Consider the following 16,499-nt stretch of genomic DNA (forward strand, 5'->3'; position numbering starts at 1 on the left):
GTGTTAAGGCATGTGTGTCATGCTGTCCTAGCGCACTGCTTCGTGATGACTGTCACTAGGAGCATATGTACTTTATCTTATATAGCCTGTAACACTTCCACCAAACCCACATTGGGCACTTTCACCCCTTAGAACAGCCTGTATGCAAGCTAAAAGGGAGCTGGGTAAAAAAATGCCCCGGAATACCGGGGAAAAGGGGCGGATTAACAATTTTTACGAAAATTTTACATCGGAAACAATTCTCTCGACATAGGGACGTAATAACCTTTTCGATAAGCGCTTTAATGGGGCAAAACACCACGTAAACCCACTATTTAAGGGACTAAACCAACACTTCCAACCCCTAAACCAAGCACTAAGGCACACCTCTTAAGCGCGCTATTTAAGGCAACTCAGCCAAAAACGGCGCCCCGGCACGAGCACACGACTCGCACCGGGGCGCCGCTTATATAGGAAGGCAACGCCTCCGGCGCGCACCTTTTCGTTATCCCTCATTCTAAGAACGCGAGGAGCCGCCATCCTCCGAAGAACCCGCCTCAGGCGAAGCCTCCGAGCTCAACGACTCATCAATACGAGCACGAGCAGAGGCGTGCATGCTCTTCAGAGCCTCAGCATCCTTAGCCGCCATCTCCGGAGTAATCACCGGAATCGCACCGGTCGCCGCACGGGCAATATCAACAGCCGGCTCAGTCTCCAGGGTCGTCGCCAGCGCATCCTCACGAATGAAGAACAGAAGCAGCGTAGACACCAGGCCCAGCGGCACCAGGTACAGGAACAGCGGAATCAGCGCATCGTTATACGCATTCACAATGATGCCGTGCACCGGCTCCGGCAAAGACGCCACCAGCTCAGGAGTCAGAGACGAAGACGCATGGCTACCCGAAGACTGCAGCGCCTGCTGCGGCATACGCTCAGAAATCAGCGAGGTCAGACGCGAGGTAAACAGACCACCCACCAGCGAGGCACCCACAGTAGCACCCACCTGACGGAAGAAGTTATTCGACGCCGTCGCGGTACCAACCACGCTCACCGGGAACGCATTCTGAACAATCAGAGTCAAGAACTGCATAGACATACCCAGACCGGCACCCATCACCGCAAGGTATATACAGAACAGCCAGGTCGGAGTCTCAATAGTCACGGTCGACAGCAGGAACAGGCCCAGCGCCACAATCGCGGTACCGCTCGTCACATAACGCTTATAGCGACCGGTCTTCGACACCACGCGACCCGTCACAATCGACACCACCAGCATGACGCCCATCATCGGGATCATCAGCAGACCGGCAACCGTAGCGCTCACACCCAGCGCCATCTGCAGATAAGTCGGGATATACTCCACCGCACCGAACATTGCCACACCCAGCGCCAGCGAAGCACCCAGAGTCAGCAGGAAGTTACGGTTCTTGAACAGGTACATGGGCATGACCGGCTCAGCCGCACGGTTCTCCACCGGGATAAACACCAGCGCAGCAACCACAGAGAAGACCAGCAGACCAATAATCTCGGGCGAAGTCCACTCGTACTGGTTACCGCCCCAAATCGTGGCAAGCACCAGCGCACTCGTACCCGCCATCAGAATCAGCGAACCAAGGTAGTCGATGCTGTGCTTCTCACGCTCACGGAACGGGCGGTGCGGCAACAAGAGAATCACCGCAAGAATCGACAGGATAGCCAGCGGCAGGTTCAGCCAGAACGCCCAACGCCAACCCGGACCCTCAGTAATCCAGCCGCCAATCAGCGGACCAGCCACCGACGAGAACGCGAAAACGCCACCGATAATACCCATATAGCGGCCTCGATCGCGCGGAGGAATCACATCAGCAATCACCGCCTGAGAAAGAATCATCAGGCCACCGCCGCCCAGACCCTGCAGGCCACGAGCAAAAATCAGCCAGTTCATGTTCTGCGCGAGCGCGCCAACAACCGAACCCGCCATGAAAGCGACAATCGCAAAAATCAGGAAGGGCTTGCGTCCGAACTGGTCAGAAAGCTTGCCGTAGACCGGCATCGTAATCGTCGAAAGCAGGATGAAAATGGTAATCACCCAGCTCATGTGCTCCACGCCGTGAAGCTCACCGACGATCGTGGGCAGCGACGGCGCCAGAATCGTCTGGTTCAGCGAGGACATGAGCATCACAATGACCAGGCCCAGGAACATGGCGCGGATGCGGTTTTTACTTTCCTGCTTAGCCTCACCGGCTGGCGGCTGAGGTAGATTCTTTTCCTCTGTACTCATCGTTTAATCCTTAGTTACGTTCTATATATGTCTGTTGTGAGTATCCGCCGGGCTCTGGATTCGGTTACCTCGATTCGGGGCCTCCGATTCGGGTCCTCCGGTTCGGTTTCTGGCGGGCTTTTGTAGTTTGTAGCAGTGAACCGCCGCTAGATTGCGGGTCGGTTCTGCTCAAAAAGCAGGAACTGGAAGGTCTTCACCGTCTGGCGAATATGGCGGGCGATATCCTCTTTGTCTTCCAGGTCGCGGGCGAACTCCAGCTGGCGAAGCACCGCGGAGGCAAGCTGGACCTTTGCGCGCGATCGCTCCCGGAAGTGATCGGTCAGCGGGTCAGCGGGGGTTCGGCGCGGGAAGGGGCCGCGGCGACCGGCAGCATCAAAAGCTACCCAGTCAATAGTGTTCAGGTACTCGGTGAGCACCTGTTCGCACTTCATGTAGTGCATTTTCATTCGTTTCGCGGACTCGGGGAACTCCTGAAAGGGAGCTCGAGGGTCCTTGCCATTGGCGTAGTGGAAGCTCTGGAAAATAACCTCCCAGAGAAGGTGGGTTACACGAATGATCGTGTTGTCGTCCTCGTGGGCGCGGTCTGTTTCGAGGATTTCCTCGCTGACCACCGGTTCACGCAGACCCAGGACGGCGTCCTCTTTGGAGGGGAAGTAGTTGAAGAAGGTACGCGGGGAGACGCCCGCTTCCTGGGCGATTTCTTCAACGGTGGTTCCGCGCATCCCGTGGTCGCGGACGCGTTTGAGGGCTGCTTCGTGGATCGCCGTCCAGGTTTGTTCGCGGCGGCGTTCGCGAAGGCTCTGTTCCTTTTTCTGCATAACTGCAATTATTTCACCACTGCACACAATGCTCAAGTGCATTTTTGGCGTTAAGGCCCACAGCATAGCCAGCTAAGCTCCAGCCCCACACAAAACATCGGCATAATAGAGGGATGAACTTGTTTGCCCCCGCCTATCTCGATTTCCTGCCAGACTGGCTACGCCTCGCACTCGGCATCGCCGATATCCTCATCCGACTCGCAGCCCTCTGTTGGCTCCCCTACAACCGCAAACCCGTGGTTGCCCTGGGCTGGCTCATGGCCATCTTCTTCATCCCCTTCGTAGGGTTCATCGCATTCCTCGTCTTCGGCTCCTCGCGCCTGCCCGCCTACCGCCGCGCACGCCAACACGCCATGAACGACTTGATCCGCGAAGTCAGCGAGAACAAGCCCTTCCTCACCCGCACCGACGACCTCTCCGACCCCGCAAAGGCAGCCAGCCAGCTCAACTACACCCTGGGCTCACTCCCCCTGGTCGGCGGCAACCAATTCACCCTCCACACCGACAACCACGAGGCAATGGTCGCCATGGCGGAAGAAGTCGACCGCGCCACCAAATACGTGCACTTCGAGTTCTACATCACCGCCTACGACGAGGCGAGCGCAGTCCTCTGGGACGCCCTCTTCGCAGCCCACGAACGCGGTGTACAGGTGCGCGTACTCCTCGACCACATCGGCTCCCGCAAATACCCGTCCTATAAGAAACTCGTGAAAATGCTCAACGACTCGGGTATGCAGTGGCGCCTCATGCTGCCGCTCAAACCGTGGAAACTCAAGTGGCAGCGACCCGACCTGCGTAACCACCGCAAGGTCCTCGTCGTGGACGGACGCGTCGCGTTCTCCGGTTCGCAGAACGCTATTCACCGCTCCTACGACATGCCCGAAAACATTAAGAAGGGCTTGGAGTGGAAGGACCTGACCTTCTCCTGCACCGGCCCCATCGTTGAAGAGCTCAACGCCGTTTTCGTCTCCGACTGGTACTCCGAAACGAACCAGCTGATCCTGGCAGAAATTAACACCAATATCCCCTACTACAAGGATGGGATGCGCGCCCAGGTTGTGCCCTCCGGCCCCGGTTTTGAAACCGAAAACAACCTGCGCCTCATTAACTACCTGATCTACAACGCCGAGCGGCGTATTACCATCTGCTCGCCCTACTTCGTGCCCGAAGAGACCCTACTGCAGGCACTCACGAACGCCGCCTACTCCGGTATTGAAACCACCGTGATTGTGTGCGAGAAGGGCGACCAGTTCCTGCCGAACATGGCGCAGCGTTCCTACTACGAGCAGCTGCTGCAGGCGGGTGTGCGTATTCTGCAGTACCCCAGCCCGACCGTGTTGCACTCCAAGTTCATGATGGTCGACGACGAAATTACGTTCATTGGCTCGTCCAATATGGACCCGCGTTCCTTCTCACTGAACATGGAAGTGTCAACGTTCGTCATTGACCGCGGCATGGTCGCGATGCTGGATGAAGTATGCGCCGAATACGAGCAGGTCTGCACCGAGCTGCTGTACACCCAGTGGGCGGAGCGCCCGCGCCGCATCAAGATGGTGGAGAACCTCTGCCGACTGTGGTCATCGCTCCTCTAAGCTATTTGTCACACACTCGGGGGTCTGAGTTTTCATCCCCGCACCCGCCAAAGGACTATCGAATGCCCCTTCTATTCCGTAAAGCACGCCGTAAATTCGCTGAACTCGATGCGCACGACGTTGCTCACCGTATCTCTGCGTACACCTACGGTAATTTCTTGGTGCTGGCGGCTCTGCTGAGCATTCACGACGCGAACGCGATCTTTGACGGCACCGCAATCCTCTACATTACGGGTACCGGTCTGACCACCTACATTGCCCACGTCATCTCAGAAATGCAGGAGTACCGGGTGCTGCACGGCGGCACCCCGCCGCGAGATTTCGTCAAGCACGCGCTGGGCAACGCGAGCCCTATTCTGGGTACGACCGTGTACCCCGTGGCGCTCCTGATTCTGGCGACATTCCTACCGCCCGGCGGCACCTACGACATCATTTTTGACTGCACTATTATTCTCTGTCTTGTGACCGTGGTGTGGCGTATTTTTACCCTCAACTTCGCGATTGCTCGCTACCGCGGCGAGCCAATCTGCTGGCGTACTGTCCGAAGCGCCGTGTGGCTCACCCTCGCCGTTATTGTTCTTGCGATTGTGAAGATTATGTTCACCCACGCTGGTAAATAACCTAAAAGCTCCCCCCCTGAGTTCGATTGATTCGACGCTCAGGGGGAGCTTTCGTTTCCCCCGCATTCTTTTCCCACGCACCATTGCAGGATGCGCGGGGCTACAAGCTAGAGCAGCGCTACAGGTGAGCCTCGTAAAAGCGCATGCAGAAAAGGCAAAAGGGCAAAAAGAAACACGCGACACCTCCGACATCGCATACCTTCGTATGCGGCGAATGCATCGCGCGTTCATTTCTACCCTGGACTAGTTTAGCGCCATAAACGGTTTCCCGTGTGGATTGAAGAAGGTTTAATCTGCAACCACTCCGGCGCAAGCAAGCGAACAGCCTTCGCACAACCCGACAAAGCAGTAATAATCGACTCGCAACGCTGATTAAACTCGCTCTGGTGACGTTTATCCACAATCTGCCCCGGAAAATGGCGATGCATCTTCGACACAGAGTCGCTACTCTCCTGCAAACCGTGGCCTGTATGGCCCGGAACATGCTTCACCAGCACACGCTTCTCGCGGATAGCCTCCGTCAAAGCACGCATCTGAGCTACAACACGCTCATCCTGAATACCCTCAGAAACCCACGCTTCAAAAGCCCAACGGCTATGCGCCAAACGCAACACAAACGTCAACGCACCCAAAGAATCCGTATGAATAATCAGGCGGCGCGAACCGCTATGGAACACCGTATAAGCCGCCAACATCGCAGACAGCTCACCGGTCATAATATTCACGCCATCATAGTGGGCATGAAAATAGAAGCCGTCCTCACTCACGCCGGCGATACCCATACGGCCGCCACGCTGATACTTCTTATTGTGAGTCGAACGGAACGAACAATCCGTGAAAACGCTATAGTCCTGCAGCTGATCCAGCGGGCGAGGGGTCAGTGCCTCCTCCACCATCTCATCCACAGCGGTACGTGCCGCACACACCTCAGCCTGCATCCGCTCATACGCGGGCGTGCCAGCAAGCTTCACATGCACTTCACCCAAAGAATGGTTATCGTACGGGTCCAGCACCTTCTCAAAGGCGCGGTACTCCATGATCGCCTTCAACTGGTCACAGTCACGGAAAAGCTGCTTCAAATTCTTACGATCCGCAGCAATCGTCACCAGGTTCTGGCGGTACTGCTCCGGAACAACATCCCACGCCGAGAGCACGGCGCGACCCAGCAGACGCGGATGCACCTCATCGCAGCACTCCATGAGGGAATGGACGTGGGTAGAGAGTATCTGCTCCTCATTCACCACAGTGCGAGTGCCGTCCTGCTTAGAAATAAAAACCACCGTTGACAAGGCGGAATAACAAAAGCCCTGTGCCTTACGATGCTCCTGAGCCACCGCAATCACAGCAACGCCCTGATCCGTGTACCCGGCAGGGTACGAGGCGCTATAGTCGGGCGCCTCCCAGGTCAGGGTGCATCGTTTGATGTGCGCCGGTGAAAATCCCATGAGTGTCACCCCCCATGCGTGCCATACCGCTTCTCCTTCCATTCGTGCGGTGTATCGTCCTCATTCTTTTATAGGTCGAACAGAAAGGGGCACGCAAATATAAAACACTATTTTTTACAGTCAGCGAATGGAATACCCGCAACTCCTCTCTCACACCGGCACAGCGCAAAACACAGCACCAGAACACAGCGCGAGAAACCCCCGCGCATACCACCCCGTAGCGGAGGCGAAGGTGTACGGTAAAAGAGTCATATACGACGCGGCACCACGCCGCACCATCCAACAAGGAGAGCCCCATGATTGGTGTTTACGCCGGAGTATCCGTCAAGCCCGAGCACGTCGAAGAATTCCTCAAGACCATCGAACCGCTCGTGACCGCAAGCCGCCAGGACGAAGGCAACGTCAGCTACGATTTCGGCGCCGTCTCCGACACCGACTTCGCATTCATCGAGCGCTGGGAATCCCAGGCGCTACTCGAAAAGCACATGGGCACCGAGCACTTCCAGAAGGCTGTCGCCGCATGGGAGCCGCTGCTCTCCTCCGAGCTGGATGTTCGCATCGTCAACTTCCGCTAAGCAACGTTAAAGACCGAGGTGCCCGGCACCCCTACTTGAGGGGCGCCGGGCACCTTCGTATATTCGTATATCAGCTTTGGAGGCGAGCGCGGCTACTAGCGGCGCTCTCGGCTTATCGGCGCTCTCGGCTTAGCGGCGCTCTACGCCAACCTCCACCGAGTCAAGGGTGAAACCATTCGTCGCGCTCACGCAATGCACCTTACCGGTATTCACCGACTTGCAGGTGTAACCGTACGCGGTCACCACCTGACCGGCAGGCAGAGCAGTAATGCCCTCGGTATTCACCGGCTCCGGGGTGGCGGTCTGACCGACCAGGCTCACCTCGGGCGCCTGACCCTGCACCATATGAACACGCTGCTGCGCCTTACCGGAGGCAGCATCCCAACCCTCCAGGGTCACGCCCACCAGAGCCTGGCAATCCACGCCCGACGGGGTCACCGAGCACGCGACCTTAGAATCCGGGCTGGTGAAGCGCAGCGCCTCAACGGTCTTCGCAGAATCGCCCTGACCGAATGTGCCGCCGCCATACGCTTCAGCGAAGGTCAGCACACCCGAGAGCATGCGGGTCTGCGCCGGAATCAGCGCCAGGCGAGGCTTCTCAGTGCTACCACCCTGAGTGAAGCAGGCACCCGTAATGTAGTCGCGGCCCTGCACCTTCGTAGCGCACTGGTACCACTCAACGCTCGCCGCACCGTCCTGGTTCTTGCGGCTGTTGAAGAGGCGTACCGCCTCCTGAGCCTTCGCGCAGTCCGAACCGTCATACACGTAAATGCCAGCAGAACCACCCAGCAGGCTCGTCACGCCGCAGCGGGTACCCGCATCGATAGTGTTCGCGGAGCCGCTCGCCGTGGCGTATGCCGCCTCGTATTCGGCGTCCGTGCTCGGCTCATCGGTCGGGGTTGCTACAGCATCAAAAGTTGCCGGCGCATCCAGGCCGGCAGAAATCTGGACAGTATTCGGCTTCCAGGAGCCGTCCGCCGCGTGGAACAGGGTCTTCGCATCAACGGACGCCGAGGAAGTCGCGACCTTCATCGGGGCGGTTTCAGAATCATCAGCCTGCGGCTGAGCAGAGCAAGAACTCAAAGCGAGCGCGCCGATGCAGGCAAGAGCCGTCAGGGCACGACGAGTAAAGGCACGCTGTGCGCGCGCGGGCAGGGTAACCATGAATGCGTCCTCGTGAGGGTTGCGAATTGCGTTGTGTTTGAGTGGTTGTGCTGAGTCGGTGAATCGGGTACCTAAATACCTCCTTACACCCTACTGCAACGCCGTTGACAAGGCAATACGCCGCACCGGGTATCCCACGACGGTATACAGAGACGCAGACAAAGACGCGGACAAAGACGCGGACAAAGAAAAGCGCCCCGCCCCGCAGAAAACCGCGGAACGGGGCACCAGCTCACAGGGCAAGAATATTAAATTCTCAGAAAATACGTGAGGGGTTTATGCGTCCTCGGGCAGGATGCGCACGCCACCCTTATCAGCCGAAGCAGCCAGCATGCCGTACACCTTCAGGGCGTTCGATACCTGACGCTCACGCGGCTTGGTCGGACGCCACGGTGCGGCACCCTTCGCCTCGCGGCGAGCAGCCAGCTCCTCATCCGAAACGTTCACACGCAGGATGCGGTTGTTCACGTCAATCTCAATCTCGTCGCCGGTCTGCACCAGGCCGATCGCGCCGCCAGCAGCCGCCTCCGGGGAGACGTGACCAATCGAAATACCCGAAGTACCGCCGGAGAAACGACCGTCAGTAATCAGTGCACACTTCTTACCGAGGCCCAGACCCTTCAGGTAGGAGGTCGGGTACAGCATCTCCTGCATGCCGGGGCCGCCCTTCGGACCCTCGTACTGGATGACGACAACGTCGCCTTCCTTCACGTTCTTCGACAGAATCTCGTACACAGCCTCGTCCTGCGACTCGACCACGAAGGCGCGACCCTTGAAGTGGAACAGCTCCTCATCAATACCAGCGGACTTGATGATTGCGCCGTCCTGGGCGATGTTGCCGTACAGGACCGCCAGGCCGCCGTCCTTGGTGTACGCGTGCTCCACAGCGCGGATGCAGCCGTTCTCAGCGTCAGTCTCGTGGGACTCGTACTTGTTCGCGGTAGAGAACGCGCGGGTGGTGCGCACGCCACCGGGAGCTGCCAGGAACAGGTCCTTCGCCTTCTCGCTCGCCTTGCCGCTGCGGATATCCCACTCGTCCAGCCACTCGTCCAGCGAGTCAGCGTGAACAGAATGAACGTTCTTGTGCAGCAGGCCGGCACGGTTCAGCTCACCCAGCAGGGCGGGGATACCGCCGGCACGGTGCACGTGCTCAATGTGGTACTTGGTGGAGTTCGGGGCGACCTTCGCCAGGCAGGGAACCTGACGCGAAATGCGGTCAATGTCATCCAGAGTGAAGTCAGCACCCGCCTCGTGCGCAATCGCCAGAGTGTGCAGCACGGTGTTGGTCGAACCGCCCATCGCCACATCCAGCGCCATAGCGTTCTCGAACGCCTCCTTGGTCGCAATGGAGCGGGGCAGAACCGACTCGTCATCCTGCTCGTAGTAGCGCTTAGCCAGCTCCACGATGCGGCGGCCAGCGTCCAGGAACAGCTCCTTACGAGCCACCTGAGTAGCCAAGGTGGTGCCGTTACCCGGCAGTGCCAGGCCAATCGCCTCATTCAGGCAGTTCATGGAGTTTGCGGTGAACATACCCGCGCAGGAACCACAGGTCGGGCACGCGTTCTTCTCAACCTGAGCGAGCTCAGCATCGCTGACGCTGTCATCAACAGCCATCACCATGGCGTCAATCAGGTCGAGGCGGTGCTCAACAATACCCTCAATGCCCTCGCCGGACTCCATCGGGCCGCCGGACACAAAGATAGTGGGGATGTTCAGACGCATAGCCGCCAGAAGCATACCGGGGGTGATTTTGTCACAGTTAGAGATGCAGACCAGCGCGTCAGCACGGTGCGCGTTAACCATGTACTCGACCGAGTCAGCAATCAGGTCGCGGGAAGGCAGTGAATACAGCATGCCGTCGTGGCCCATAGCGATACCGTCATCAACGGCGATGGTGTTGAATTCCTTGGCGACGCCGCCAGCCTCACGGATAGCGCCGGCGACCAGTTCACCCATGTTCTTCAGGTGCACGTGACCGGGTACGAACTGGGTGAAGGAGTTCGCGATAGCAATAATGGGCTTGCCGAAATCGTCATCGCCCATGCCGGTGGCACGCCACAGGGCGCGGGCACCAGCCATGTTACGGCCGTGAGTTGAAGTACGTGAACGCAGTTCTGGCATTGTTTTACCTTCCGTAGTGATGCAAGTACTGATTTTACGCGCGGCGTCCAACACTGTTCAGCTCAGGGTCACTTTGGTTTCATGCATCGAAACGCGCACGAGCCTGCAACCGCCTATCGGTGGGAGGGTTGAGGCCACGGGTGTTGTGCCGGATCTGCGGCAGAATTGCCCCCTTTGGGGTAGATGGGGGACATCACCCCATTATGCCCCCTAATCTGGAATGAGCCCAGGTTGCGGGCGGCGATATTCAATCGGCGAACGTACCGGGAGGCGGTGGGCCGCCGTGCCTGCCGCGTACGGGCCTCGCTGCGCATACGTAGCACCACACGTAGCACCGGTGCGGTTCATTTCCAACACACTGATTTATACACGCTTTTATACACGCTGAACCCTGCTTACATTTCAGAAGGTTTCTATGACACAGGCACCCACCGCATCGCTCACCCTCACGCCGGCAACCACCCCGGCAGGCGGTAAGGATTTCGCGTCCTCCGTCATCTACCAGGTGTACCCCAAGTCCTTCTACTCCGCGGCGGGTGGCGCCTACGGCGACCTGCGCGGCGTCATCGAGAAGGTGCCCTACATTGCTTCCCTGGGCGTGGACATGGTGTGGTTCAACCCGTTCTTCGCCTCCCCGCAGAACGACAACGGCTACGACATCTCCGACTACTACGCCATTAACCCCGACCTTGGCACCATGGAGGACGTCGAAGAGATGATTGCTACCCTCGCCAAGCACGGTGTGGGCGTCATGTTCGACATGGTGCTCAACCATGTTTCGACCGATCACGAGTGGTTCCAGCGTGCGCTCGCCGGTGAGCGCGAGTACTGGGATTATTTCTATATTCGCCCTGGCAAATACGCCGAGGACGGTCAGCTGCGCGAACCGACCAACTGGGAGTCGAAGTTCGGCGGCCCCTGCTGGTCCCGCTTTGGCGAGTACACGGATGAGCACGGCACTCCCCTGTTCTATATGCACCTGTACGACCGCACCCAGGCGGATGTGAACTGGTACAACCCGACTGTGCGCGACGAACTGTTTAAGGTCGTGAACTTCTGGTACGAGAAGGGTGTGCGCGGTTTCCGTTTTGACGTCATTAACGTCATCGGTAAGGGTGAAGAGCTGCTCGACGCCCCCGAAGGCACCGTGGACAAGGCACAATACACCGACACCCCGATTGTGCACACTCGTATTCAGCAGCTGAACCGCGCCTCCTTCGGTCAGTATGATGACACCGTAACCGTGGGCGAAATGTCCTCGACCAGCATCGAAAACTGCGTAGGCTACTCCAACCCGGCACACCACGAGCTGGACATGGTGTTCAGCTTCCACCACCTGAAGGTGGACTACGAGAACGGCGAGAAGTGGTCGAAGGTGCCGTTCCGTTTTGCCGAGTTGAAGCAGATCCTGAACGATTGGGCGTTGGGTATGCAGGCCGGCGGCGGCTGGAACGCGCTGTTCTGGAATAACCACGACCAGCCCCGCGCACTGAACCGTTTTGGTGACGTTGAGCGTTACCGTGCCGAGTCAGCGACCATGCTGGCAACCGTGATTCACCTACTGCGCGGCACCCCGTACGTGTACCAGGGCGAGGAAATCGGCATGATTGACCCGGTCTACTCCTCGATCGAGCAGTACGTGGACGTGGAGGCGCATAACGCCTACGCGATGCTGCGTGAGCGCGGTCTGAGCAAGCAGCAGGCACTGGAGATTGTGGCATCGAAGGCTCGCGATAATTCGCGTGTGCCGATGCAATGGGCCGCGGATCCGGCGACTGCCGGTTTTGGTTCCACATCGCCGTGGCTGGCTCCCGCCCCGGTGCGTGATGCGGCGACCGGTGCCGGTATTTCGGTGGAGGATGAGGAACGCGACGGCGTGATTCTGCCGTACTACCGCAACCTGATTGCGCTACGTAAGCAGTACCCGGTGATTGCGTACGGCTCCTACGTCCCCTACGCGCTGGAGCATGAGCGGGTGTTTGCGTACCTGCGCGAGCTTCCCGCCGAGGCTGGTGCTGAGGATAGCCGCCCGGCGCAGCGCCTGCTGGTGCTGACGAACTTCTACGGCGAACCGACCGAGGTTGAGCTTCCGGCTGAGTTTGTTCGTTCCGGTCGCGTGCTGGTGTGTAATTACAAGAATTCTGCAGTAGACTCCGCTGCCGCGGATTCGGCTGTATCTGATTCGGCTGAGACGGTGACACTGAGCCTGCGCCCCTACGAGGCGCTGGCACTGCTGATTGAGGGCTAGAAGCTACTGTACGCCCCTCCCCTGATGCGTGGGATGGGGTGATATAAACCGACCTGGCAATATTCTATTTCTAGAATATTCACAGGTCGGTTTTATTTATACCCATTCCTGTAAAGGAATTTATGTGGAATGTTAGGCGGAATGCTAGAAGCCGTGCTCATCCAACCAGGTAGCCGCAGCCTGCGCGGGCTCCTGCTTAGAGGTACCCGAAACACGGTCGTTCAGGGTACGCAGATCGGCGGTGGTCAGCTTCGCCGAGACACGGTTCAGAACCTCTGCCGCGGAGTCGGGCACTCGCGACGTATTAATGATGGGCAGCACCTGCTGAGCCAGAATCATGTTCTTCGGATCCTCCAGCACCACCAGCTTATTCTGCTCAATCGCGGGGGTGGTCGAGTAGAGGTCAATCACCTGCACGGTGTCATCCAGCAGTGCCTTGACGGTCAGCGCGCCGCCACCATCCGAGAGGGGCACGAACTCGGCGGGAACGCATCCGTACTTCTCCTTCAGACCGGGGATGCCGTAGGCGCGCTCGGCGAACTCCGGGGCGGCGCCGAGCTTCAGGTTGGTACAGCGGGAGGCTAGGTCTTCTAGGCTTCGCAGACCGTACTTTTGGGCGGTCTGCTCGGTGACCACGAGAGAGTCTTTATCCTCCGCCTCGGAAGCCTTCAGGGCGCGAATTTCTGTCCTGGAGTCGCCCGTCTTAAGGGTGCCGAGGGCGGCGGGTAGCGCCTGCAGAATCTGCTCGGCGGTCGAGGCGGTAGCCTTCGGGTCCAGGTAGAGCAGCAGGTTGCCGGAGTAGTCCGGGATAACGTCCACCGCGCCGGAGGCGAGTGCCCCCAGGTACGCTTCGCGGGCGCCGATGCTCAGCTGGGTGCGGGCGTTGAACCCCGCACGGGAGAGGGCTCCGGCATAGATTTCAGCGAGAATCTGGGACTCGGCGAAGGCGGCTGAGCCGACGATGATTCCTTCGTGTTCGCCGCTGAAGACTTTGTCGCCGCTGAGCCCGCAGGCGCTGAGGATACCCGCCATGCCGAGTGCACCGACAGCGGTGAGTGCAGTGCGACGCGAGAAGGTTTTAGGTGCCTGATTCATCGGGTTCATGCCTTCTTCCGGTTGATGGTGAGCCCCGCGGGGGTGAACGCGCGCTGAATGATGCCCATGAGCGCGTCCACGGCGAAAGCGAGAAGCGCTACGAGCAGGGTTGCGACGAGCATGCGCGGGTAGTCACGCACGGCGAGCCCGTCAAAGAGGTACCTGCCGAGGGTTCCGCCGCTAAGGTAGGCGACGATGGTCGCGGTTGCGATGACCTGCACGAGTGCGGAGCGGAGCCCGCCGAGCATCATGTTGGCGGCGAGCGGGATTTCGAGGCGGGTCAGGATCTGCCATTCGGTGAGACCCTGGGCGCGGGCTGCGTCCACGAGGTCTTCGGGTACGGCGGCGAGGCCTTCAAGAACTCCGGCGAGCAGGGGTGCCGCCGCAATAATAATGAGCACAATGAGGGAGGGCAGGGTCGAGACACCCAGCCAGAGTGCCAGGATAGTGAGCAGACCGAGCGCGGGCAGTGCACGGGTGGCAGCAACGGTGCTCATAAGCAGGTTGCTGCGGCGACGATTGATGCCGTAACCCGGGCGGTGGTGCCCAGCCCAGAGACCGAGGGGCACGACGATGAGTGCCGCGCAGGCGGTGGCGAGGGCGGTGGCGCTCAGGTGTTCGAGCAGGCGCACGAGAATTCCGGTGCTTCCCTGCCAGTTGGCGCCGTCCATGAGGTAGACGAGGGTTCGTTCAATAACGTTCACGGGTTATGCCCTCCTCTCGGGGCTTCGGTGGCGTGCGGGCGTTCCTGCTTGCCAGGGGGTAAAGAGCCTGGTCAGAAGGATAAGGAGCAGGTCGAGGACCAGCGCCAGCAGCAGGCTGAGGATTACGCCAGCGAGGATCTCCGAGGGGATATTGCGTGCGAGGCCGTCGGTAAAGAGCGTGCCGAGCGAGGGCACACCAATGAGGGCACCTACGGACACCATCGCAATATTGGCGACGGTTGCTACACGGATTCCCGCCATGATGACGGGCGCCGCGAGGGGCAGGTAGAGTTCCATCAGCGCCTGTCGGGGCGTGTATCCGAGGGCGCGGGCGGATTCGTGCACGCTATCGGGAACGGAGTCGAAGGCGTCCACGCCGGAGCGCACCATCAGAGAGAAGGAGTAGACGCTCAGGGCGACAAGCACGTTCAGCGGGGAAATAATCGAGGTTCCCAGGATGAGCGGCATCAGCACGAAGAGCGCGATGGAGGGGATGGTGTACAGCAGCGAGGAGAGGTGCATGAGGGTTCGCGCACCGACGCGGTGTTCGGAACCGCGGTCGCGGCGGCGGCTCGCGTAGTAGGCGACCGGCAGCGCGACGAGGGTACCAATCGCGACGGGCACGACACCCTGGTAGAGGTGGCTGAGGGTCAGCTCGAGGATGCGCTGACTATTGGTGGCGACCCACTCCCAGTGCATGTCACTTGCCGCCAGGGGCTGCGTGGCGATAGGTGGTGCCGCAAGCACAGTATTTTCTAGAAGGCTCATTCGCTTTTCTCACCTTCTACCGCGCTATCCTGTGCTTCTCGGAAGTCTGCAAGTCGACGTGCACGTGCCTGGCGCACCGTCTGTTCATCCAGCAGACCGGCAACGGAGCGGCTCACGAAGGAGCGCACAAAATCATCGGCAGGGCTGTACAGAATCTCTTCGGGAGTGCCGAACTGGGCGAGGCGACCGCCCTCCGCGAAGACGGCGATACGATCTCCCAGCAGGAGCGCCTCATCAATGTCGTGGGTGACGAACACGATCGTCTTGGCGAGGCGAGCCTGCAGGCGCAGCAGCTCGCGCTGCAGGTCAGTACGCACGACCGGGTCCACAGCGGAGAAGGGTTCGTCCATGAGCAGGATGGGCGCATCGGCGGCGAGAGCACGCGCCACGCCCACGCGCTGCACCTGGCCACCCGAGAGCTGGGCGGGGTAGCGCTTAGCATACGAAGAATCCAGGCCGACCACTTCAAGCAGTTCGAGCGCGCGAGCCTGCGCCTCCTTGCGGGAGGCACCGAGCAGGCGCGGCACGGTGGCAATATTCTGCGCGACGGTGCGGTGCGGCATGAGCCCGCCCTGCTGCATGACGTAGCCGATGCCGCGGCGCAGCTCGTAGGGGTTCTTTTCGTGCACGTTCACGCCGTCAATCGTGATGGTGCCGCTATTGGGCTCCACCATGCGGTTAATCATGCGCAGACTAGTGGTTTTACCGCATCCGGAGGGTCCAACGAACACGGTAATCTGCCCGGCGGGGATGTGCAGGTTCAGGTTCTGCAGCACCGTGACGGGTTCACCGGTTCGGCTCGAGTAGCTCTTGGTGATGTTCTCGAATCGGATTCCGCCTGCGGGGTTGCTTGCTGCCTGAGCACTGTCAGCGGCAGAATTTTTTGCCCAGGGAATCTGAGGCGAGTTCTCTTGGTGCGGGTGAGTTGAATTTTGCGCGGCTGAATTTTGGGTGGTCATGGGTCGGTGGTGCTTTCTGCAGTGACTATAGGGCAGGTGCCTCTGTATACAATCTGTATACACTGTATACAAAAAGGCGGCACCTCGGGGTTTTATTCCCAAGGTGCCGCCTTTTTGACGGGTCGCAGTCTCTGCAACCGCGAAGTTTTTT

General features: G+C 59.3%; 13 protein-coding genes. 4 read left to right on the top strand and 9 right to left on the bottom strand.

What is annotated here, in order from left to right; all coding sequences use genetic code 11:
* Positions 1-496: 496 nt before the first annotated feature.
* Together HXO69_RS04685 and HXO69_RS04690 are read right to left on the bottom strand one after the other, a co-directional pair.
* Positions 497-2,239, bottom strand: a complete 1,743-nt coding sequence (locus HXO69_RS04685) for an MDR family MFS transporter (protein WP_296545612.1) — start codon at positions 2,237-2,239, stop codon at positions 497-499.
* A 146-nt stretch (positions 2,240-2,385) separates the two neighbouring features.
* Positions 2,386-3,057, bottom strand: coding sequence for a TetR/AcrR family transcriptional regulator (locus tag HXO69_RS04690; RefSeq protein ID WP_005509236.1), 672 nt, complete (start codon positions 3,055-3,057; stop codon positions 2,386-2,388).
* Positions 3,058-3,170: 113 nt separating this feature from the next.
* On the opposite strand from HXO69_RS04690, the gene cls reads away from it, so the two are divergent.
* Both cls and HXO69_RS04700 read left to right on the top strand, forming a co-directional pair.
* The gene (cls, locus tag HXO69_RS04695) at positions 3,171-4,649 is read left to right on the top strand and encodes a cardiolipin synthase (protein WP_049340251.1); all 1,479 of its coding nucleotides are present in this window, start codon (positions 3,171-3,173) and stop codon (positions 4,647-4,649) included.
* A gap of 62 nt (positions 4,650-4,711) precedes the next feature.
* Complete coding sequence (locus HXO69_RS04700) at positions 4,712-5,269, top strand: hypothetical protein (protein WP_005507226.1); 558 nt, start codon at positions 4,712-4,714, stop codon at positions 5,267-5,269.
* Positions 5,270-5,517: 248 nt separating this feature from the next.
* Here the strand turns inward: HXO69_RS04700 and HXO69_RS04705 are convergent, their stop codons facing one another.
* Positions 5,518-6,714, bottom strand: coding sequence for an RNase H family protein (locus tag HXO69_RS04705; protein WP_296545614.1), 1,197 nt, complete (start codon positions 6,712-6,714; stop codon positions 5,518-5,520).
* Positions 6,715-7,010: 296 nt separating this feature from the next.
* Here HXO69_RS04705 and HXO69_RS04710 point away from each other — a divergent pair, with 296 nt between their 5' ends.
* A complete protein-coding gene (locus tag HXO69_RS04710) occupies positions 7,011-7,289 on the top strand; it encodes a putative quinol monooxygenase (RefSeq protein WP_005509231.1) in 279 nt (92 codons plus the stop codon).
* Between the two features lie 129 nt (positions 7,290-7,418).
* Here HXO69_RS04710 and HXO69_RS04715 read toward each other — a convergent pair whose 3' ends face one another.
* Entirely contained in the window at positions 7,419-8,453 is a 1,035-nt protein-coding gene (locus HXO69_RS04715; RefSeq protein WP_296545615.1) for a 2-oxoglutarate dehydrogenase, read from the bottom strand.
* Positions 8,454-8,729: 276 nt separating this feature from the next.
* Complete coding sequence (gene ilvD, locus HXO69_RS04720) at positions 8,730-10,574, bottom strand: dihydroxy-acid dehydratase (protein WP_296545616.1); 1,845 nt, start codon at positions 10,572-10,574, stop codon at positions 8,730-8,732.
* 415 nt (positions 10,575-10,989) lie between these two features.
* Between ilvD and HXO69_RS04725 the strand changes: the two genes are divergently transcribed.
* Entirely contained in the window at positions 10,990-12,822 is a 1,833-nt protein-coding gene (locus HXO69_RS04725; protein WP_296545617.1) for an alpha,alpha-phosphotrehalase, read from the top strand.
* 144 nt (positions 12,823-12,966) lie between these two features.
* Here HXO69_RS04725 and HXO69_RS04730 read toward each other — a convergent pair whose 3' ends face one another.
* The 4 genes from HXO69_RS04730 to HXO69_RS04745 are packed head-to-tail and all read right to left on the bottom strand — an operon-like array spanning position 12,967 to position 16,348.
* Positions 12,967-13,917, bottom strand: coding sequence for an ABC transporter substrate-binding protein (locus tag HXO69_RS04730; RefSeq protein WP_296545632.1), 951 nt, complete (start codon positions 13,915-13,917; stop codon positions 12,967-12,969).
* A 5-nt stretch (positions 13,918-13,922) separates the two neighbouring features.
* A complete protein-coding gene (locus HXO69_RS04735) occupies positions 13,923-14,621 on the bottom strand; it encodes an ABC transporter permease (protein ID WP_296545619.1) in 699 nt (232 codons plus the stop codon).
* A 3-nt stretch (positions 14,622-14,624) separates the two neighbouring features.
* Entirely contained in the window at positions 14,625-15,389 is a 765-nt protein-coding gene (locus tag HXO69_RS04740; protein ID WP_296545620.1) for an ABC transporter permease, read from the bottom strand.
* The gene (locus HXO69_RS04745) at positions 15,386-16,348 is read right to left on the bottom strand and encodes an ABC transporter ATP-binding protein (protein WP_296545621.1); all 963 of its coding nucleotides are present in this window, start codon (positions 16,346-16,348) and stop codon (positions 15,386-15,388) included. Before HXO69_RS04745 ends, HXO69_RS04740 begins: the two co-directional genes overlap by 4 nt.
* Positions 16,349-16,499: the final 151 nt, after the last annotated feature.

It is taken from the genome of Rothia sp. (in: high G+C Gram-positive bacteria), from assembly GCF_015265375.1.
Taxonomy (GTDB): domain Bacteria; phylum Actinomycetota; class Actinomycetes; order Actinomycetales; family Micrococcaceae; genus Rothia.

Excerpts from the sequence above, each read along its gene's own strand:
- cls (WP_049340251.1), top strand. The coding sequence starts at position 3,171 with ATGAACTTGTTTGCCCCCGCCTATCTCGATTTCCTGCCAGACTGGCTA.
- HXO69_RS04710 (WP_005509231.1), top strand. The coding sequence starts at position 7,011 with ATGATTGGTGTTTACGCCGGAGTATCCGTCAAGCCCGAGCACGTCGAA.
- HXO69_RS04705 (WP_296545614.1), bottom strand. The coding sequence starts at position 6,714 with ATGGGATTTTCACCGGCGCACATCAAACGATGCACCCTGACCTGGGAG.
- HXO69_RS04700 (WP_005507226.1), top strand. The coding sequence starts at position 4,712 with ATGCCCCTTCTATTCCGTAAAGCACGCCGTAAATTCGCTGAACTCGAT.
- HXO69_RS04745 (WP_296545621.1), bottom strand. The coding sequence starts at position 16,348 with ATGACCACCCAAAATTCAGCCGCGCAAAATTCAACTCACCCGCACCAA.
- ilvD (WP_296545616.1), bottom strand. The coding sequence starts at position 10,574 with ATGCCAGAACTGCGTTCACGTACTTCAACTCACGGCCGTAACATGGCT.
- HXO69_RS04740 (WP_296545620.1), bottom strand. The coding sequence starts at position 15,389 with ATGAGCCTTCTAGAAAATACTGTGCTTGCGGCACCACCTATCGCCACG.
- HXO69_RS04725 (WP_296545617.1), top strand. The coding sequence starts at position 10,990 with ATGACACAGGCACCCACCGCATCGCTCACCCTCACGCCGGCAACCACC.
- HXO69_RS04730 (WP_296545632.1), bottom strand. The coding sequence starts at position 13,917 with ATGAATCAGGCACCTAAAACCTTCTCGCGTCGCACTGCACTCACCGCT.
- HXO69_RS04690 (WP_005509236.1), bottom strand. The coding sequence starts at position 3,057 with ATGCAGAAAAAGGAACAGAGCCTTCGCGAACGCCGCCGCGAACAAACC.
- HXO69_RS04685 (WP_296545612.1), bottom strand. The coding sequence starts at position 2,239 with ATGAGTACAGAGGAAAAGAATCTACCTCAGCCGCCAGCCGGTGAGGCT.
- HXO69_RS04715 (WP_296545615.1), bottom strand. The coding sequence starts at position 8,453 with ATGGTTACCCTGCCCGCGCGCGCACAGCGTGCCTTTACTCGTCGTGCC.